Here is an 18,479-nt window from a genome sequence, read left to right on the forward strand (position 1 = left end):
ACCGCAGCCAGCCGGCTCGCGGCACCCAAACCCGTGAACTGGTGCGGAAAACGACTCACGTGGTGCCAGAGCAACTCACAACCAGATCACTAGGTGAGCTCCGCCGGGCGGTCCTGGCGCGGGCCGAGGTCGGTCTCCTCGAACACCAGCAGGGTGCGGGTGGACAGCACCTCGGGTATGGCCTGGATCCTGGTCAGGACCAGCTCGCGAAGAGCCTGGTTGTCCGGGGTGTGCACCAGGAGCAGGACATCGAAGTCGCCGCTGACCAGTGCGATGTGGGTGGCGCCCGGGAGCGCCTGGAGCTGTTCACGCACGGTGCGCCAGGAATTCTGGACGATCTTGAGCGTGATGTAGGCGGAGGCGGCCTGTCCCGCCCGTTCGTGATTCACGCGTGCGCTGAATCCACGGATCACTCCGTCCTCGACGAGCCTGTTGATCCGGGCGTACGCGTTGGCCCGCGAGACGTGGACGCGTTCCGCCACCGCCCGTATCGAGGCCCGTCCGTCCGTCTGGAGGATGCGCAGGATGGCGCGGTCGATGGAGTCCAGCGGCCGTGCGGGTGGAGTGCGGTCCGCGGCCCCGGCCCCGTCGGCCATTTGTTCAGCTGCCATGTGCCCGCGCCTCCCTGTTGTGGACGACCTGTCTCTATCCCAGGCTGTGGAGAACCGTTTGTCCACAGGCTGAAGGTGCCTGTAGCCAAATTGCCCCCGCGACCGAACAATCGGTAGGTGAGGCACACCACATCCGCGCCCCGCTCACGCCCGACATTCCTGCAGATTTCGACACCCTCGATATATCTCGATGCCAGGAGGTGCTTGTCATGACGGTCCAGGAGCTGCCCGGCGCAGCCGCCTACCGGCCCACGCCGCCCCCGGCCTGGAAGCCGCTCACCGATCCCGCGCCGCTGCTCCCGGATCCCGAGCCGTACCGCGTGCTCGGCACGGACGCCGCGGCCGACGCCGACCCCGACCTGCTGCTGCGGCTCTACGCCGAGCTGGTGCGCGGTCGTCGGTACAACGCGCAGGCCACCGCGCTGACCAAGCAGGGCAGGCTCGCGGTGTATCCGTCGAGCACCGGTCAGGAGGCCTCCGAGATCGCGGCGGCGCTCGTGCTGGAGGACCGGGACTGGCTCTTCCCCAGCTATCGCGACACGCTCGCCGCAGTGGCGCGTGGCCTGGACCCGGCCGAGGCTCTGACATTGCTGCGGGGGGACCGGCACACCGGATACGACCCGCGTGAGCACCGCATCGCCCCGTTGTGCACCCCGCTGGCCACCCAGTTGCCGCATGCCGTGGGCCTGGCACACGCGGCGCGCCTCAAGGGCGACGACGTGGTGGCTCTCGCGATGGTCGGCGACGGCGGGACGAGTGAGGGTGATTTCCACGAGGCACTGAATTTCGCGGCCGTCTGGCGGGCTCCGGTGGTGTTCCTCGTACAGAACAACGGCTTCGCCATCTCCGTGCCCCTGGCCAAGCAGACCGCGGCGCCGTCCCTGGCCCACAAGGCCGTGGGATACGGGATGCCAGGACGCCTGGTCGACGGGAACGACGCGGCCGCGATGCACCAGGTGCTGGGCGAGGCGGTGGCACGTGCCAGGCGGGGCGAGGGACCGACGCTCGTCGAGGCGGTCACGTATCGCATGGACGCCCACACGAACGCCGACGACGCCACCCGCTACCGCGGCGACAGCGAGGTGGAGGCCTGGCGGGCACACGATCCGATCAGGCTCCTCGAACGGGAGCTGACCGGGCGCGGGCTGCTGGACGAGGACGGTATCGGGACGGTGCGGGAGGCGGCGGAGCGGATGGCGGAGGGGCTGCGGGAGCAGATGAACGCCGATCCGGTGCTCGACCCGATGGATCTGTTCGCCCATGTCTACGAGCAACAGACCGGCCAGCTGCGGGAACAGGCGGCGCGGCTGCGGACCGAGCTGGACGCCGAGCACGGGGCGCACGACGAGAACGGCGCGGAGGCGGGCCGATGAGCACCGCTGCCGCGACGGCCGGTGAACGGACCGGCAGGGCGAGGCCGGCCACGATGGCGCAGGCCCTCGGGCGGGCGCTGCGCGACTCGATGGCTGAGGACCCGGCGGTGCACGTCCTCGGCGAGGACGTCGGCACGCTCGGAGGCGTCTTCCGCGTCACCGACGGCCTGGCGAAGGAGTTCGGCGACGACCGCTGTACGGATACGCCACTGGCCGAGGCGGGAATCCTCGGCGCGGCCGTGGGCATGGCGATGTACGGACTGCGGCCCGTGGTGGAGATGCAGTTCGACGCCTTCGCGTATCCGGCGTTCGAGCAGCTGGTCAGTCATGTCGCCAAGATGCGGAACCGGACCGGCGGCGCCATGCCGCTGCCGATCACGGTGCGGGTGCCCTACGGCGGCGGGATCGGCGGGGTCGAGCACCACAGCGACTCCTCGGAGGCGTACTACATGGCGACACCCGGCCTGCATGTCGTCATGCCGGCCACCGTCGACGACGCGTACGGGCTGCTGAGGGAGTCGATCGCCTCCGACGACCCGGTGGTCTTCCTGGAGCCGAAGAGGCTCTACTGGTCCAAGGCCGACTGGTCGCCGGACGCGCCGGCCACGGTCGAGCCGATCGGGCGGGCCGTGGTGCGGCGCCCCGGCCGCAGCGCGACCCTGATCACCTACGGCCCGTCCCTCCCGGTGTGCCTGGAGGCGGCCGAGGCGGCCACGGCCGAGGGATGGGATCTCGAGGTGGTCGACCTGCGCTCGCTGGTGCCCTTCGACGACGAGACCGTCGCCGCGTCGGTGCGCCGCACGGGACGTGCGGTGGTCGTCCACGAGTCGTCCGGTTTCGGCGGACCGGGCGGTGAGATCGCGGCGCGGATCACCGAGCGGTGCTTCCACCATCTGGAGGCGCCGGTCCTGCGCGTCGCGGGGTTCGACATTCCGTATCCGCCGCCGATGCAGGAGCGGCACCATCTGCCGGGCGTGGACCGGGTGCTCGACGCGGTCGCCCGTCTTCAGTGGGAGGCCGAGAGCTGATGGCGCAGGTGCTCGAATTCAAGCTGCCGGACCTGGGCGAGGGCCTGACCGAGGCCGAGATCGTGCGCTGGCTGGTGGAGATCGGCGATGTCGTCGCCGTCGACCAGCCGGTCGTCGAGGTCGAGACGGCCAAGGCCATGGTGGAGGTCCCCTGCCCCTACGGGGGCGTGGTGACGGCGCGATTCGGTGAGGAGGGCGCGGAGCTTCCGGTCGGCGCACCCCTGCTGACAGTGGCCGTCGGGTCGGTGGACGGTCAGGGGGCTACCGGTGATCCCTCCGCCGACGGAGCCAGGAGCGTGAGCGGCGACGGCGACGGGAGCGGGACGTCAGGCAATGTGCTGGTCGGCTACGGCACGGGCGCACCGGCCGCGCGGAGGCGCCGGGTCAGGCCTGCACCGGTCGCGGAGCGGGGGCACGCAACGGCAGGACAGCCTGCTCCCGCCACGGCACCGCGTCCGGCTCCGGTCGAGGCCTCCGTCCCGGTGGCTCCGGTCGAGGCCTCCGTCCCGGTGGCCGCCAAGGAGCCGGGGCTCGGGGCGGCGGATCCTCAGGGGCCCGTCGCCGTCATCTCCCCTCTGGTCCGGAAGCTGGCGCGGCAGCACGGTCTCGATCTCCGGAAGGTCGTCGGGACGGGGCGGGACGGACTGATTCTGCGTACCGATGTGGAGTCCGCTGTCAGAGCCGCTGAGGAGAACGCCGCCGGCGCACCCCCGGTCACCGGTCCGGAGCCGGACACACAGGCCGAGCGGATCGCGCTGCGCGGGGTCCGGGGCGCGGTGGCCGAGAAGCTGTCGCGCAGCAGGCGGGAGATTCCCGATGCCACATGCTGGGTCGATGCCGATGCCACCGAACTGATGGCGGCGCGGGCCGCGATGAACGCCGTCGGCGGTTCCGCCGCAGGGCCGAAGGTGTCGGTGCTCGCCCTGCTGGCTCGCGTCTGCACGGCAGCTCTGGCGCGGTTCCCCGAGCTCAACTCGACGGTGGACGCCGAGGCCAGGGAGATCGTGCGGCTGCCCGGGGTCCATCTGGGCTTCGCCGCCCAGACGGAGCGAGGCCTGGTCGTTCCGGTCGTACGGGACGCGCATGCGCGTAGTACGGAGTCGATCGGGGCGGAGATCGCCCGGCTGACCGAGGCCGCCCGGGACGGGAAGCTGACCCCGGCGCAGCTCACCGGAGGGACGTTCACGCTGAACAACTACGGGGTGTTCGGCGTCGACGGCTCGACGCCCATCATCAACCACCCCGAGGCGGCCATGCTCGGCGTCGGCCGGATCGTGCCCAAACCCTGGGTGCACGAGGGTGAGCTGGCGGTCCGCCAGGTCGTCCAGCTCTCGCTCACTTTCGATCACCGGGTCTGCGACGGCGGCACGGCCGGCGGCTTCCTGCGCTACGTCGCCGACTGTGTGGAACAGCCCACGGTGCTGCTGCGCGCGCTGTAGCGGAGCTGGACCGTGGACCGCCGGGAGCCCGGGCATCGTGTGAGTTCGGTCCCCGCCGGGGCCGTCATGGGCGGGCGGCCCCCATACTCGGGGCATGACCGCGTATGACGCCATCGTTCTTGCCGGAGGGGCTGCGAAGCGCCTCGGAGGGGCCGACAAGCCAGGGCTCCGTGTGGGTGGCCGTGCGCTGCTCGACCGGGTGCTCGCCGTTTGTGCCGACGCCGGGTCCACCGTGGTGGTGGGCGGGCGCAGGCCCACCGTGCGTCCGGTCACCTGGACACGTGAAGTTCCCGAGGGCGGAGGCCCCTTGGCGGCCCTCGGAGCCGGTGTACGGCACACGGCCGCGGAGAGCGTTCTGGTGCTCTCCGCGGATCTGCCGTTCCTGGGGGAGGAGACGGTTCGCTCGCTGCTGGCCGCCGCGGAGCCGGGAGTTCACGAAGGCGCCCTGTGCACGGACCAGGACGGCCGTGACCAGCCGCTGGTCGCGGTCTACCGGGCCGAGCCACTGCGTCGTGAACTCGCCCTTCTCGCCACCGAGCACGGCAGCCTCGCCGGTCTCCCCCTGCGGTTGCTGACCGCCGAACTGGATCTGGCCCGGGTCCAGGCCGGCCCTCTGGCTTCGTTCGACTGCGACACCTGGGAAGACATTGCTGCCGCCAGGGCGCGGATCAGGGAGCATGGGACCGTGCTGGACGAATGGATCACCGCAGTCAAGAACGAACTGGACATCGAGCTCGACGTCGACACCGGCGTCCTGCTGGATCTCGCCCGCGATGCCGCGCACGGCGTGGCCCGGCCCGCCGCGCCGCTGACCACCTTCCTGGTGGGGTACGCGGCGGCGCTGGCGAGCAGTGGCAAGAGCCCGGAGGCCGCAGCCGAAGCGGTGGCTGAAGCCTCTCGCAAGGCCACCGCCCTCGCGCTCCGGTGGGAGGAGGAAACGGCGGCGGGCAGCGGACCCGGCACGCCATGACCCCACACGGACGTGACGCGCGGGCTGCCGAGGAAGAGCGGGCAGCCGAGGAGGAGCGGGCTGTCGAGCAGGCACTGGCTCTCGTCGGGCGCCGGCCGCAGGCTCCGCACCCCGCAACTGGCCGGTCCGGCGTGACGGATCCGACGCCCTCGCCGACGCCGACGCCGACGCCGACGCCGACGATGCCGACTCCGACTTCGACTCCGACGATGCCGCCGCCGACGGCCCCGGGCCGGCGTACCGGCCCGACTCCAGCGGGTCCGACTCCGAGCGAGCCGGATCCGGACTCCCTGGCCCCGGCCCCCTCCAGCCATCATGGAGCTCCGTCGGCCCACAGCACCTGGGCCGGAGCGCGGGCTCTGGCTGGCCGCCTCGGCCGCGCCACCCCCCTGGCCGCCCACCGGCTCCCCCTGGACAGGGCGCTCGGGCATGTCCTGGCCGAGGCCGTTGTCGCGCTCACCGATCTTCCGTCGTTCGACACCTCGGCCATGGACGGCTGGGTCGTCGCGGGGCCGGGCCCCTGGTTCGTGGAGGGAGGGGACGGGCTGCTCGCCGGGCGCGGATCCACGGAGCCCCTTCCCGACGGGCACGCCCTGCGGATCGCCACAGGCGCACGCCTCCCGGCGGATGCCACCGCCGTGATCCGCAGCGAGCACGCACGCTGTGACGAGGCCAAGGGACTGCTGTACGCCGCCCGTGACGTCGTACCGGGTCAGGACATCCGGCCCCGGGGCCAGGAATGCCGGTCCGGCGACGAGCTACTGCCCGTGGGAACCGTGGTGACCCCGCCTGTCATCGGACTGGCGGCTGCCGCGGGGTACGACGCCCTTGTCGCCGTTCCCCGCCCCCGCGTGGACGTCTTCGTCCTCGGGGACGAACTCCTCACGGCGGGGCTCCCGAGGGAGGGGCTGATCCGCGACGCGCTCGGCCCCATGCTCGCCCCCTGGCTCCGTGCCCTGGGGGCCGAAGTCGCCGAGCCAAGGCGGCTCGGTGACGATGCCGAAGCCCTCCGCCAGGCCCTGGTCTCCTCCGATGCCGATCTGATCCTCACCACTGGCGGGACAGCCGCCGGCCCGGTGGACCATGTCCACCCGGTCCTGTCCGAGATCGGGGCCGATATCCTGGTCGACGGGGTGGCCGTACGTCCGGGTCATCCGATGCTCCTGGCGCAACTCGCCGATGGCGGCGGCCCCTGCGTGGTCGGTCTGCCGGGCAACCCCCTCGCCGCTGTGTCCGGACTGCTGACGCTGGCCGAGCCCCTGCTCCGGGGAATCGCGGGGCGGCCCGCCCAGGACGGCTACCGCGCGCCCGTCCACGAAGAGGTGCACGGACACCCGCACGACACCCGGCTGATCCCCGTGGTCCATCGCGACGACAGCGTCGTCCCCCTCCATTACAACGGCCCCGCCATGCTCCGGGGGATCGCCGCCGCGGACGGGCTGGCCGTGGTGCCGCCCGGCGGGGTACGGTCCGGCACCGAGGTGGAGATCCTCGATCTACCGTGGGCCTCGGCGTCGCCGTGGACGGAAGGGTGTTTCACGTGAAACTTCCCGGCCAGGACGCGATGGCCCGACGCGCGGACGAACATGTCGTCCCGACCCGGGTGCTTCTGCCACGGCGGGTGGTCGACAGGCCGCTGCGCCAGGTGGCCAAGCGGCTGGCGATGGCCCTCACGGTGCTGGCCATCACGGTCTTCATCGTCTGGGCCGACCGGGACGGCTACCACGACAACGCCGACGGCAAGGTCGATCTCCTCGACGCTGTCTACTACGCGACGGTGACACTGTCGACGACCGGCTACGGCGACATCGTCCCGTACAGCGACCCGGCGCGGCTCGTCAACGTGGTGCTGGTGACACCCTTGCGCGTGCTCTTCCTGATCATCCTGGTCGGCACCACCCTCGAGGTCCTGACGGAACGGACCCGGGAGGACTTCCGGCTGAACCGTTGGAGAACCAACTTGCGTGAACACACCGTGGTCGTCGGCTTCGGGACGAAGGGCCGTTCGGCAATCCAGACGCTCTGTGCGACAGGTCTCAAGAAGGACCAGATCGTCATCGTCGACCCGGCCGGCAAGGTGATCGAAGCGGCCAACGCCGAAGGTTTCGTGGGCGTGCTGGGCGATGCCACGCGCAGCGACGTGCTGTTGCGTGCCGAGGTCCAGAAGGCCCGTCAGATCATCATCGCCACTCAGCGCGATGACACAGCCGTACTGGTCGCCTTGACCGCGCGTCAGCTCAACCGGGGGGCGAAGATCGTGGCCGCCGTCCGCGAGGAGGAGAACGCGCCGCTGCTACGGCAGTCCGGCGCCGATGCCGTGATCACCAGCGCGAGCGCGGCGGGCCGTCTGCTCGGTCTTTCAGTCCTGAGCCCCAGCGCGGGCACGGTGATGGAGGACCTCATCCAGCAGGGCAGCGGACTGGACCTCGTCGAGCGGCCGGTGATAAAGGCCGAGGTGGGCAAGAGCGTCCGCGAGACCGACGACCTGGTGGTCACTGTCCTGCGTGGTCACCGGCTGCTCGGTTACGACGATCCGGCGGCCAGTCCTCTGCAGCTGACGGACCGGGTGATCACGATCGTGCGTGCCTCACCGCTCCACACACCGCAGATGAACCACCCGCAGCCGCCCAATCAGTGGCCTTAGGGGCAGGGTTCCGGACGCGGCGCAGACGCGTACGCCCCCGTCAGGGACTCTGCACGGAGTAGCCTCGCGGCCATGTATGCGATCACGATCCCCGAACCCGGCGGTCCCGAAGCCCTCGTATGGGCCGAGGTCCCCGATCCCGTACCAGGCGAGGGCGAAGTTCTCGTCGAGGTCGTGTCCAGTGCGGTCAACCGGGCCGATGTCCTGCAGCGGCAGGGCTTCTACAACCCTCCGCCCGGCGCCTCCCCCTACCCCGGCCTGGAGTGTGCCGGCCGTATCGCCGCGCTCGGCCCCGGGGTGACCGGGTGGTCCGTGGGTGACGAGGTGTGCGGACTGCTTTCGGGCGGCGGATACGCGGAGAAGGTCGCCGTGCCGACCGGCCAGTTGCTGCCTGTGCCCGACGGCGTGGACCTGGCCGAGGCGTCGGCACTGCCCGAGGTGACGGCGACGGTCTGGTCCAACGTCTTCATGGTGGCCCACCTGCGGCCTGGTGAAACTCTTCTGGTCCACGGCGGGTCCAGCGGTATCGGCACGATGGCGATCCAGCTGGCCAAGGCGGTCGGTGCGCGCGTCGCGGTGACGGCCGGAGGCCCCGAGAAGCTGGCGCGCTGTCAGGAGCTGGGGGCCGACATCCTCATCGACTACCGCGAGCAGGATTTCGTCGAGGAGCTGCGGCAGGCGACGGACGGTGCGGGAGCGGACGTGATCCTCGACATCGTCGGGGCGAAGTACCTGGACCGGAACGTGCGGGCCCTCGCTGTGAACGGCCGTCTCGCCATCATCGGTCTCCAGGGCGGTGCCAAGGGTGAGCTGAACCTGAGCGCCCTGCTGAGCAAGCGGGCCGCCGTCACGGCGACGTCGCTCCGCGCACGGCCGCTCGCGGAGAAGGCCGCGATCATCGCGGCGGTACGTGAGCACGTGTGGCCGCTGCTCGCCGACGGCGTGGTCCGGCCGATCGTGGACCGCACCATGCCGATGGCGGACGCGGCGGAGGCCCACCGGCTGATGGAGTCCAGCAGCCACATCGGCAAGATCCTCCTGGCCGCGCCGAAGGCCTGACGCGGGCGGACCGGACCCGAGCCCCGAGCAGGCCCGACGCCCGAGCAGACGCCGGGGCCCGGCACACACCGTGTGTGCCGGGCCCCGATGCGTACCGCGGTCGGTGGACTCAGGCCCTCAGAGGTACGGGCCGGAGCGCGCCGGTCCGTGCGGATCGACGCCGCCTTCCTCTTCCTCATGGCCGACGCCCGGCGGGAGGGCCCGGCGCATCTGCTCCAGCTGCGCGCGGGCCGCCATCTGCTGGGCGAACAGCGCCGTCTGGATGCCGTGGAAGAGGCCCTCCAGCCAGCCGACCAGCTGGGCCTGCGCGATCCGCAGCTCGGCTTCGGAAGGGACGGACTCCTCGGTGAACGGCAGCGAGAGGCGTTCCAGCTCCTCCACGAGCTCCGGCGCCAGTCCGTCCTCGAGTTCCTTCACAGAGCTCGCGTGGATCTCCTTCAGCCGGACACGGCTCGCCTCGTCGAGAGGAGCCGCCCTGACCTCCTCCAGAAGCTGCTTGATCATGCTGCCGATGCGCATGACCTTCGCGGGCTGCTCGACCATCTCCGTCACCGGGATCTCGCGCGACTCGTCGTCACCGCCACCACCGCCGATGGCCATTCCATCCTGTCCCACTACGAGGACTTGGGGGTGCTCCTGCGACCGTTCATTCCTCGGCATCTCCATGACGCCATTGTCTCGCACACGGGCGTGACCACATGGTGGTGCCCCCGGAAAGAGATGATCACCCTTTTCGGGGGCACCGGAACCTCGGCTCAGAGGCAGGCGCTCACCCAGCGCGCCGCGCCAGGGCGAGGCGCGACCCGGCGAACGCGGCGGCCAGCAGCCCCGCCAGCACCGGAACGACCAGGGCCAGCAGCCCGATGGTCTCCCACGGCATCACGATGGGTGTGTACGCGGAGTCCATGGGCTCCGCACGCATCGCTTTCATCGCCTCCCGCAGGTCGACCAGGCGAAGGGCCACCGCGGGCACGACGCCCGCGGCCGTTCCGAGCAGCACACCGGTGAGCGCGACGACCACGCACTGGAATCCGGAGAGTGAGCGCCGCACACCGGGCGGTGCCCCCACCGCGCTGAGCGTGGTGAGATCGGCCTCCGCGTCGGCCTTGGCGAGACCGGTGGTGATGGCGGCCGCGCCCAGGGTGACGATGCCCGCGAAGAGGGCGAGGATCAGCAGGATCACCTCCTCGTCGCTCGTCCCCTCCTGGTCTTCCGACTGCAGGTAGACCCCGTTCCCGGCCTGGGTGAAGGCGGCGGCCACCGCCTGCCTCTCCGCGTCCGTCGGCGGATGCGTGACGGTGTAGACGGTCCCGTAGGCCGCGGTGTGCAGTCCGAGCCGGTCCGCGGTCCGCTGCGGCAGAATCATGCGGATCCCGGGAGTCGCGGCGTACTTCGCGGGGGCGACGTACACCTTCAGCCGGTCCGTGGTGGTCCTGGCCTTGCCCGGATGGAGCTTGCGGTTCTCCTTGTCGCGCTCGTTGTACGTGTGCACGGCCTTGAGCGTGACCTGGCCGTCCTGCGCGTACGCCGAGTTGAGCAGCACGGGGGTACCGGCTGCCAGAGCTTCGACGGCCGCCGGGTCGTCGAGCTTCACGTACGACCTGAGCAGTGCGGCGTCCCCGACGACGATGTGGCTGTCATCCGTGTAGATGGCGCCGCCGGACATGTACTCATCGGTGCAGGGGGGAGAGCTCATCAGCTTCTTGTGCGCCTCGGCGGAGAGGTTCTCGGCGAGCTTCTCGGCACCCTCCCCCTGCAACGGGCAGCTGTGGCTTCTGCCGGTGGGCTTGACCAGTTCGAGCGTGCCGCAGCCGTTCTCCTCCTCGTAGTAGACCGAGCAGTCGGAGCCGGCCCAGGCCCGCCCCATGTCGGCCCGCCCGCCGCTGACCGCCAGATTCTGCTCCGCGGCCGCCCTGGCCAGGGGCAGCTGTCCGACGCCGGTCGGCTCGGAGGTCACGAGCGCCGCTGTTCCCGGAGTGAGCGGTTGTACGTGGTCGTAGTCGTGTTCCGCCATGACGCTGGTGGTGTACGTGGCGATGGCGACGGTGCCCGCCACGGCCGCCATGACGGCGGCGACTGCCGGAGCCGTACGCCCCCGGTTGCGTGCCGCGTCGCGCAGTGCCATACGAGGGGAGAGCGGCAGCCGGGTGCCGAGCCGCCCGAGGAAGCCGACGATCACCGGGATGCAGGCGAGCACCCCGAGTTCGGCGGCCACGGAGCCGCCGGCGACGAACTGGGTGTCGCCGGCCGTGCCCCCGTACACGGCGACCGTCACGCCGCCTGCGAGCGCCACCCCGCCCAGGACGGGAAGGACGCGGGAGCTCCGGCGTGTTCCGCGGCGCCCCGTGAGCGATTCGAGCACCGACTGACGGCCGGCCACGATCGCCGGTGCCAGAGCCGCCAGGACGCCGGTGACGAGGCCGATGACGGCGATCGCCAGCAGTTCCTGGGGCCGGATCTCGAGCTCGCCGAAGCGGCTTCCGCTCCAGCCCTCGATCATCGGACGGAACAGAACGGTGAGGCCGATCCCGGCGGCGACACCGGTCACGGCTCCGACCGCGCCGAGCACCAGCCCCCCGGACAGCACGACGGCCCGCACCTGGCTCCGGTCACCGCCGCAGGTGCCGACGAGGCCGAGCTGCCTGCGTGAGCGCCTCGCACCGACGGCGAACGCGGGGCCCGCCAGCAGGACGATCTCCAGGACCGCCATGGCGACCACGGTCACCAGCGCCGTGCTCAGCTGGGACGAGCCTGCACCGGAGGAGATGTCCTGATGCGCGAGAAGGGGGACCTCGGAGTCCGGGGGCGGATCGAGAGCGACCTGGCGGGACATCACCACGACGCCCTTCTTGTTGGCCGCGAGCACGTCTGACCAGGGGATACCGGCACCGGCAGGGCCCCGGACGAGCCAGCTCATGTCGCCGGGACTGGGCGGGGCGATCTTCTTGTCACGGTCGGCAGCCGCCTTCCACGGGGCGAGTACCGCGCCCGGGTCCGCGTACAGCGCGCTCTTGTCCAGTTCGCCCGGCAGCTCGACGCTGCCGGTGATCGTGTACGTCTGCTCGGGTCCGCGCAGTGTCGTGCGCGAGCCGACCGCGAGTCCGGCGGACTTCAGGAAGTACTCGGTCGCGACGATCTCCCCCTCACCGTGCGGATACGCCCCGTCGACCAGGTCGAGCTTGCCCCGGACCGTCGGATCGGAGGTGCGCAGCTCAACGATCTCGGTGTTGGCGACCCCGTGCCGCGTGGTGACCACGGCGGGAACGGGCTGCTCGGAGAGGTACCGCGAACCCTTCGGGAACGTGCCCCGTACGTCCACGGGCGCGCGCTCCTCCTCGGCCGGGATCTCCGCCTCGTCGTCAGGAGTGCCCCACGTGCTGGCGTCGGGCATCTGCTCGAGGGGAACGGGACCGATACCCGCCGAGCTGAACACGGCGTCCGCCGCACCCATCTCGGCCGTCAGGTTCTCGGCGACGGTGGGCGTGGAACTGCGGTACGTCACGTCGGCGGCCGTCACACCGAGGACCGGCAGAGCGATCATCGAGACGACGAGAGCGCTGCGGCCCTTCGCCCGCAGCGCGTCGCGCCGGGCGATGCGGAGGGCGGCGCGCCACCCGCTGAGAACGCTCACTGGGCACCCTCCGCGGTGAGCAGGGATTCGGCGCCGGAGGCCAGTGTCTGGTCCACGATCGACCCGTCCCGGAGGAAGACCACCCGGTCCGCCCAGGCCGCGTACCTGGGCTCGTGCGTCACCATCACCCCGGCGGCACCCTGGTCGCAGCGGTTGCGGAGCAGGGCGAGCACGGCCTCGCCGGTTTCGGAGTCGAGTGCCCCGGTCGGCTCGTCTGCGAGCACGAGGCGGCGGTCACCCACGAGGGCGCGGGCGATGGCGACGCGCTGCTGCTGGCCGCCGGACATCTCGTCCGGGAAGCGGTCGGCCACCTCTTCGAGGTGCATCTCCTCCAGCGCGGCCATGGCCTCCTTGCGGGCCTTGCGTACGGAGACGCCGTCGAGTTCGCGCGGCAGGGCGATGTTCTCGGCGGCGGTGAGGGCGGGGATCAGGTTGTAGTCCTGGAAGACATAACCGACGCTGCGGCGGCGCAGACGCGCGATGCCCTTGCGGCCGAGCGCGGAGATGTCCTGCCCCTCGATGACGACCTGGCCGCTGCTCGCGGTGTCGAGACCGCCGGCCAGGGTCAGAAGCGTGGACTTGCCGGAGCCTGAGGGGCCCATCACGGCGACGAGTTCACCTGTGTGCACGGACAGGTTGATGCCTCGCAAGGCGTGCACCGTGGCGATGCCGGAGCCGTGTGTGCGGGTCAGGGCCCTCAGCTCGAGGACGGGAGCGTCCACGGAGAGGCCGGTGGGCGGGGCGGGGACGGACGAGGACATGGTGAGCTGTTCCCCCATGAGGACGGTGATCGGAAAACCCTGAGACGGGTGGTCGGAAAACCCTGAGAAGGGTGTGCGGAAAGTGGTCGGAGCGGCCCTTCGTGGCCGGTGGTCAGCGGCGGGCGGACGGCCGCGTGGCCCCACGGCTCGTGGACGTGGCGGGCCGGGCGACGGGCTCCGTCGCGGCGGCGGCGGCGAGGCGCACGAGGCGGGACTCGCAGTGATCGAGCCAGCGCGCCTCCGCCTCGGCCTGGAAGATCAGCTGCTCCACCACGAGCAGCCAGGCGACCTCGTCCCGGTCTGAGGGAACGTCGGCGAGTGCCTGGGCCTTCAGCCGCGTGTAGTCCTGCATCGCCTTCAGCGTGTGGCTCCGCTGGGACTGGATGACGGCACGGATGTCGACCCCGGGAGCACCGACCGCCATCGCGAGCTTGATCGCCAGCTCGTCACGGGGCGGGCTGCTGCGGTCGACGGGGGTCTCGAACCAGTTCCTCAGCTCGGTGCGACCGCCATCGGTGATCGAGTAGAGCGCGTGGCCCGCGTCGTCCTCACCGTCCTGGGCGACCATCCCGTCGCGTTCCAGCCGGTTGAGCGTCGTGTAGACCTGCCCGACGTTCAGCGGCCAGGTGGAGCCGGTGCGGGACTCGAATTCGGTACGGAGCTGGGAGCCGTACCGAGGCCCCCGCTCCAGAAGGGCCAGCAGCCCGTGGCGGATCGACATACTGAGTATGTATACCCAGTATGTTGCTTTACGCAAGCGTCCCTGGCCAGGGGTGCGGCCCGGTCGGCCGGGTCAGTTCGGGCGGCGCATGCGAACGGCCAGAAAAGCCAGCCCCAGCCCGACCAGGGCGATACCGATGCCCAGTGACACGTCCCGCACCTGCTTCAGGGAGGGCTCGTCGAGCGCGTGGCGCTGCCGTGCTGATTCACCGGGCTCCGGGAACGCCCCGGGCGGCGGCGTGAACGCCGGCACCTTCACGGGATCCGGATCCGGGGGCATCTCGTCCTCCGCCGTCTCGGATTCCGTGGCCTCCGGAGGGGGGAGGGGGCGCCCCGGACGAGCCCGCCCCTCCCCGGCCTGGCGCCCGGCCAGGGGTGACTCCTCGGCGGAGGAGCTCGCGGTCGGGGAGGCGGCCGGCGAAGGGGAGCCCGAGGGCTTGGCCGGAGCCAGGTACCCCGGGCGTGCGGACGCGGCGGTTCCGTCGTCCCCGTGTGCCCAGGCGGGGGGTCCGAGTGCCACCCCAGCGGCTATCACCAGACAGGCGACGCACCGTGACGACCGTGAAGCCGGGAGTCCTGGAGGCATGAGATCAGCGTCACATGGCCGGATATGTCCGGCATCCCGGGTGCGCCCGGACGCCGCGCCTCCACCGCGCGCGGGACCAGTCCCGGCAGGAGCCCGGCAGAAGGCGGAGCTACGGCCGGATCAGGCCGGGTCGCCCGTCGCGATGCGCAGCTCGAAGTGGGCGCCCCGCTCGGCCACGGCCGCTCCTGCGGTCGGGAACTGGTCGACGACCTGGTCCTCCGCGTAGGTGTTGCCCTCCACCTCGATGACCTTGACCGTCCAGCCGGCCGCGGCTGCGCAGGACTTCGCCGAGATGATGTCCTTGTAGACGAAATTCGGCGCCTGGACCTTCGCCGGGTCGTCGGAGTCCTCGGTGGCGTCCGTGCACTTGTCGGTTTCCATCGTCCGGTTCCGCTCCGGGGGCTTGTGCTCGCCCGCCACGGCGGACTCGCCGGAGCCCGGGTCGCCGCCCTTGCCGTTCTCCGGGTCGCCGTTCATGTTGAGGAACACGATCAGGCCGCCGATCGCGACCAGTGCGACCACGATCGACCCCACGACGACCGGCATGTTGCGCCTGGATGCGCCGCCGCCGGCCGTCACCGTCTGCGGGGACATCGCGTACGGAGGCGGGGTCTGGTGCGCCATCGGCGCCGGAGTGCCGTACGGCTGGGCCGCCTGCGGGTAGCCGTAGCCCGGCGTGGGCGCGGGGGTCGGCGCACCGTAGGGGCCGGGCTGTTGCTGCTGGTGGGGCTGCGGCTGGTAGGGCGTCTGCACACTGTGCGGTGCCGGAGCGGCCTGGTCGACAGGCGGGAAGACCGCCGAGCCGACTCCCGAGCCGCTGTTCGCCGGGTTGCCGCCGCCGATGATCACCGGGGCGCCCGCGGGGCTGCTCGCGCTCAGCACGCGCATGATCTCGTCCTGCATCGCGGCGGCGCTCGGGAAGCGCTCGTTCGGGTTCTTTTTCAGTGCGCGGGCGACAAGGGCGTCCATCGCGGGCGTGACCGACCGGTTGACTGTCGAAGGGGCGACCGGCTCCTCCTGCACATGCGCGTACGCGATGGCGAGCGCGGAGTCCGCGTCGAACGGGATACGGCCCGTGAGCAGCTGGAAGAGCATGATGCCGACGGAATACAGGTCGGAGCGCGCGTCGACGGCCCGGCCCAGCGCCTGCTCGGGGGAGAGGTACTGCGGGGTGCCGACGACCATGCCGGTCTGGGTCATCGAGGTGACGCCCGACTGCATGGCACGGGCGATGCCGAAGTCCATGACCTTGACGACGCCGCGCTTGGTCATCATCACGTTGCCGGGCTTGATGTCGCGGTGGACCAGGCCCATCTCGTGACTCGTCTCCAGGGCGGCTAGCACGTCAGCCGTCACCTTGAGTGCCTTCTCGGCCGGCATCGCGCCGTGCTGCTGGACGTCCGACTGGAGCATGGAGCCGAGCGGCTGCCCCTCGACGTACTCCATGACGATGTACGGCATCAGCGCGCCGCCGAGCTCGTCCTCGCCCGTGTCGAACACCGAGACGATGTTGGTGTGCTGCAGCTTCGCCACGGCCTGCGCCTCGCGCCGGAACCGCTCGCGGAAGGACTGCTCGCGCCCCAGCTCCGTGTGCAGCGTCTTGATGGCGACCTGGCGGTCGAGTGCCGTGTCGTACGCGAGGTAGACGGACGCCATGCCGCCCTCGCCGAGCAGGTCGCGCAGCTGGTAGCGGCCGCCGGCCACGGAACCGCCCGCGTAGCGCCCCTGTGCGCCGTCGTGGCTCATGACTTGCTCCCCCTCGGCGCCCGACGGACGCGATCATCCCTGTTACAGGCCAAGTCTGCCCGAGGGGTACGACACGTCAAGCCGGGTGCCCGTTCCGTGACCCTACGCACAAGAAGCGTCTCGGAAGCGTTACAGGAAGCGCATGGAATTTGCGCGGACGGCGCGCGAGCCGATTGGATGGTCCGTCACTCTGGAAACCGGTGTGTCGGACAGAGGCTGTAGCGTGACCTGGCAATGCAGCAAGGCACCGTGAGAACCCGCGGACGCGCGGACAGATACGACGGCGAGGACTGATGGCACCCGGATCCGAAGCAAACGGCGGCGGAGTTTCGGATGGCACCGACTCCTGGGGTGTCGGCGGTGTGGTCGGGGACGGCCGTTACCGCATGACCCACCGGCTCGGCCGCGGCGGCATGGCCGAGGTCTACGCCGCGGAGGACGTCCGTCTCGGCCGCACGGTGGCGGTGAAACTGCTCCGCTCCGACCTTGCCGAGGACCCGGTCTCCAAGGCCCGTTTCACGCGCGAGGCGCAGTCGGTCGCAGGGCTCAACCACCATGCGATCGTCGCCGTGTACGACTCCGGTGAGGATGTCGTGGGCGGGGCGACCGTGCCGTACATCGTGATGGAGCTCGTCGAGGGCAACACCATCCGCGATCTGCTGCTCGAGGCCGAGGCGCCCCCGCCCGAGCAGGCGCTGATCATCGTCTCGGGTGTCCTGGAAGCCCTGGCGTACTCCCATCAGCACGGCATCGTGCACCGTGACATCAAGCCGGCGAACGTGATCATCACGCACTCCGGTGCCGTCAAGGTGATGGACTTCGGCATCGCCCGCGCGCTGCACGGCGTCCAGTCGACGATGACCCAGACCGGCATGGTCATGGGCACGCCCCAGTACCTCTCCCCGGAGCAGGCGCTCGGCAAGGCGGTCGACCACCGCTCCGACCTGTACGCCACCGGCTGTCTGCTCTACGAACTGCTCGCCCTGCGGCCCCCGTTCACGGGCGAGACCCCGCTCTCCGTCGTCTACCAGCACGTCCAGGACATCCCGGTCCCGCCCTCGCAGGCCGCCGGGGAGGTCCCGCCGGAGCTGGACGGCCTCGTCATGCGTTCCCTCGCGAAGGACCCGGACGACCGGTTCCAGAGCGCCGAGGAGATGCGCGGCCTCGTCCAGTACAGCCTGCAGATGCTGCAGGTCCAGGGCGGACACACGGGTACGTGGAACACCGGCCCGGTCAATCCGCACGACGGCGGTCACACGGCTGCGATGAACGTCGGCGGCAGCACGGCGGCCATGGGGCACCCCACGCACGGGGACACCTCGCAGGGCCCGATCCTGCCGCCCATGAACCCCGACGACGGGGCGTACGCGGGCGGTGGCCATCGCAACGGCGGCGGTCGCGGCAAGATGTGGCTGTTCGTCCTGCTCGCGCTCATCGCGATCGGTGCGGGCGTCGCGTTCGCCCTCCAGGCGGCGAACGGCGACGGCGGCAACAAGAAGTCCCCGACTTCGCCCTCCACCTCGGTCTCCCCTTCGCCGACCCCGTCCTCACCGGAGCCGACGGACGAGGAGACGCAGGAGACCGAGGAGCCGGGCGATTCCTCGGGCGGTCAGACATGGCCGACCGACGACCCGACCTGGGCCCCGTCGAACGACCCGACCGAGCCGACCAAGGAGCCGACGGTGACACCCACGTCGCCGGCGCCCGGCACGGGCGGAACGGATGACGGCGGTACGACGACGGATGGCGGCACCGGTGACGACGGCGGCACCGGTGCCGACGGTGGTACCGAGGACGGTGGCACCGGCGACGACGAGGGCGCGACGACGGCGGGAACCAACGCCGGCACATCGGCGGGCGCCGCGGCGGGCGCCGCGGAGGGAGCGGCGGGCACCACCGGCTGACCGAGGG

General features: G+C 71.2%; 15 protein-coding genes. 8 read left to right on the top strand and 7 right to left on the bottom strand.

Translation table 11 applies throughout. From position 1 onward, the window contains the following. Positions 1 to 89 precede the first annotated feature (89 nt). A complete protein-coding gene (locus ACIREO_RS39470; protein ID WP_404119883.1) occupies positions 90 to 611 on the bottom strand; it encodes an Lrp/AsnC family transcriptional regulator in 522 nt (173 codons plus the stop codon). A 209-nt stretch (positions 612 to 820) separates the two neighbouring features. Here ACIREO_RS39470 and pdhA point away from each other — a divergent pair, with 209 nt between their 5' ends. From pdhA to ACIREO_RS39505, 7 genes are all read left to right on the top strand, one after another. After that, on the top strand, positions 821 to 1,984 hold the full coding sequence (pdhA, locus tag ACIREO_RS39475) for a pyruvate dehydrogenase (acetyl-transferring) E1 component subunit alpha (RefSeq protein ID WP_404119886.1): 1,164 nt from the start codon (positions 821 to 823) through the stop codon (positions 1,982 to 1,984). Then, positions 1,981 to 3,012 carry an alpha-ketoacid dehydrogenase subunit beta gene (locus ACIREO_RS39480; protein ID WP_404119888.1) on the top strand — a complete coding sequence of 344 codons (1,032 nt, stop codon included), beginning with the start codon at positions 1,981 to 1,983 and terminating at the stop codon, positions 3,010 to 3,012. The genes pdhA and ACIREO_RS39480 overlap by 4 nt, the downstream gene beginning before the upstream one ends. Then, positions 3,012 to 4,451, top strand: a complete 1,440-nt coding sequence (locus ACIREO_RS39485) for a dihydrolipoamide acetyltransferase family protein (RefSeq protein WP_404119891.1) — start codon at positions 3,012 to 3,014, stop codon at positions 4,449 to 4,451. The genes ACIREO_RS39480 and ACIREO_RS39485 overlap by 1 nt, the downstream gene beginning before the upstream one ends. Positions 4,452 to 4,545: 94 nt before the next feature. After that, the gene (locus ACIREO_RS39490) at positions 4,546 to 5,421 is read left to right on the top strand and encodes an NTP transferase domain-containing protein (RefSeq protein ID WP_404119894.1); all 876 of its coding nucleotides are present in this window, start codon (positions 4,546 to 4,548) and stop codon (positions 5,419 to 5,421) included. Continuing rightward, complete coding sequence (locus ACIREO_RS39495; protein WP_404119897.1) at positions 5,418 to 6,965, top strand: molybdopterin molybdotransferase MoeA; 1,548 nt, start codon at positions 5,418 to 5,420, stop codon at positions 6,963 to 6,965. The genes ACIREO_RS39490 and ACIREO_RS39495 overlap by 4 nt, the downstream gene beginning before the upstream one ends. Next, the gene (locus tag ACIREO_RS39500) at positions 6,923 to 8,065 is read left to right on the top strand and encodes a potassium channel family protein (protein WP_404119900.1); all 1,143 of its coding nucleotides are present in this window, start codon (positions 6,923 to 6,925) and stop codon (positions 8,063 to 8,065) included. The genes ACIREO_RS39495 and ACIREO_RS39500 overlap by 43 nt, the downstream gene beginning before the upstream one ends. Positions 8,066 to 8,137: 72 nt before the next feature. Further along, positions 8,138 to 9,124, top strand: coding sequence for an NAD(P)H-quinone oxidoreductase (locus tag ACIREO_RS39505; RefSeq protein ID WP_404119902.1), 987 nt, complete (start codon positions 8,138 to 8,140; stop codon positions 9,122 to 9,124). Between the two features lie 117 nt (positions 9,125 to 9,241). Here ACIREO_RS39505 and ACIREO_RS39510 read toward each other — a convergent pair whose 3' ends face one another. The 6 genes from ACIREO_RS39510 to ACIREO_RS39535 all read right to left on the bottom strand — a co-directional run bounded on the left by ACIREO_RS39510 (position 9,242) and on the right by ACIREO_RS39535 (position 16,568). Then, positions 9,242 to 9,790 (bottom strand): bacterial proteasome activator family protein, encoded by a 549-nt coding sequence (locus ACIREO_RS39510; RefSeq protein ID WP_404119905.1) that lies wholly within the window; start codon positions 9,788 to 9,790, stop codon positions 9,242 to 9,244. Between the two features lie 103 nt (positions 9,791 to 9,893). Continuing rightward, positions 9,894 to 12,755 (bottom strand): FtsX-like permease family protein, encoded by a 2,862-nt coding sequence (locus tag ACIREO_RS39515; protein WP_404119906.1) that lies wholly within the window; start codon positions 12,753 to 12,755, stop codon positions 9,894 to 9,896. Beyond that, positions 12,752 to 13,516 carry an ABC transporter ATP-binding protein gene (locus ACIREO_RS39520; protein WP_404119962.1) on the bottom strand — a complete coding sequence of 255 codons (765 nt, stop codon included), beginning with the start codon at positions 13,514 to 13,516 and terminating at the stop codon, positions 12,752 to 12,754. The genes ACIREO_RS39515 and ACIREO_RS39520 overlap by 4 nt, the downstream gene beginning before the upstream one ends. A 112-nt stretch (positions 13,517 to 13,628) precedes the next feature. Then, positions 13,629 to 14,237 carry a PadR family transcriptional regulator gene (locus ACIREO_RS39525; protein WP_404119908.1) on the bottom strand — a complete coding sequence of 203 codons (609 nt, stop codon included), beginning with the start codon at positions 14,235 to 14,237 and terminating at the stop codon, positions 13,629 to 13,631. A gap of 72 nt (positions 14,238 to 14,309) precedes the next feature. Continuing rightward, on the bottom strand, positions 14,310 to 14,756 hold the full coding sequence (locus ACIREO_RS39530; protein ID WP_404119910.1) for a hypothetical protein: 447 nt from the start codon (positions 14,754 to 14,756) through the stop codon (positions 14,310 to 14,312). A gap of 186 nt (positions 14,757 to 14,942) precedes the next feature. After that, positions 14,943 to 16,568, bottom strand: coding sequence for a protein kinase (locus tag ACIREO_RS39535; RefSeq protein WP_404119912.1), 1,626 nt, complete (start codon positions 16,566 to 16,568; stop codon positions 14,943 to 14,945). 293 nt (positions 16,569 to 16,861) lie between these two features. Here ACIREO_RS39535 and ACIREO_RS39540 point away from each other — a divergent pair, with 293 nt between their 5' ends. Beyond that, positions 16,862 to 18,472, top strand: coding sequence for a protein kinase (locus ACIREO_RS39540; protein WP_404119914.1), 1,611 nt, complete (start codon positions 16,862 to 16,864; stop codon positions 18,470 to 18,472). The last annotated feature ends 7 nt before the right edge of the window (positions 18,473 to 18,479 follow it).

Origin of the sequence: Streptomyces sp. NPDC102441, from assembly GCF_044765585.1 — a bacterium.
GTDB lineage: Bacteria > Actinomycetota > Actinomycetes > Streptomycetales > Streptomycetaceae > Streptomyces.

Coding starts and splice junctions, on each gene's coding strand:
- ACIREO_RS39470 (WP_404119883.1), bottom strand. CDS start 611: ATGGCAGCTGAACAAATGGCCGACGGGGCCGGGGCCGCGGACCGCACT.
- pdhA (WP_404119886.1), top strand. CDS start 821: ATGACGGTCCAGGAGCTGCCCGGCGCAGCCGCCTACCGGCCCACGCCG.
- ACIREO_RS39480 (WP_404119888.1), top strand. CDS start 1,981: ATGAGCACCGCTGCCGCGACGGCCGGTGAACGGACCGGCAGGGCGAGG.
- ACIREO_RS39485 (WP_404119891.1), top strand. CDS start 3,012: ATGGCGCAGGTGCTCGAATTCAAGCTGCCGGACCTGGGCGAGGGCCTG.
- ACIREO_RS39490 (WP_404119894.1), top strand. CDS start 4,546: ATGACCGCGTATGACGCCATCGTTCTTGCCGGAGGGGCTGCGAAGCGC.
- ACIREO_RS39495 (WP_404119897.1), top strand. CDS start 5,418: ATGACCCCACACGGACGTGACGCGCGGGCTGCCGAGGAAGAGCGGGCA.
- ACIREO_RS39505 (WP_404119902.1), top strand. CDS start 8,138: ATGTATGCGATCACGATCCCCGAACCCGGCGGTCCCGAAGCCCTCGTA.
- ACIREO_RS39510 (WP_404119905.1), bottom strand. CDS start 9,790: ATGGAGATGCCGAGGAATGAACGGTCGCAGGAGCACCCCCAAGTCCTC.
- ACIREO_RS39520 (WP_404119962.1), bottom strand. CDS start 13,516: ATGTCCTCGTCCGTCCCCGCCCCGCCCACCGGCCTCTCCGTGGACGCT.
- ACIREO_RS39525 (WP_404119908.1), bottom strand. CDS start 14,237: ATGTCGATCCGCCACGGGCTGCTGGCCCTTCTGGAGCGGGGGCCTCGG.
- ACIREO_RS39535 (WP_404119912.1), bottom strand. CDS start 16,568: ATGAGCCACGACGGCGCACAGGGGCGCTACGCGGGCGGTTCCGTGGCC.
- ACIREO_RS39540 (WP_404119914.1), top strand. CDS start 16,862: ATGGCACCCGGATCCGAAGCAAACGGCGGCGGAGTTTCGGATGGCACC.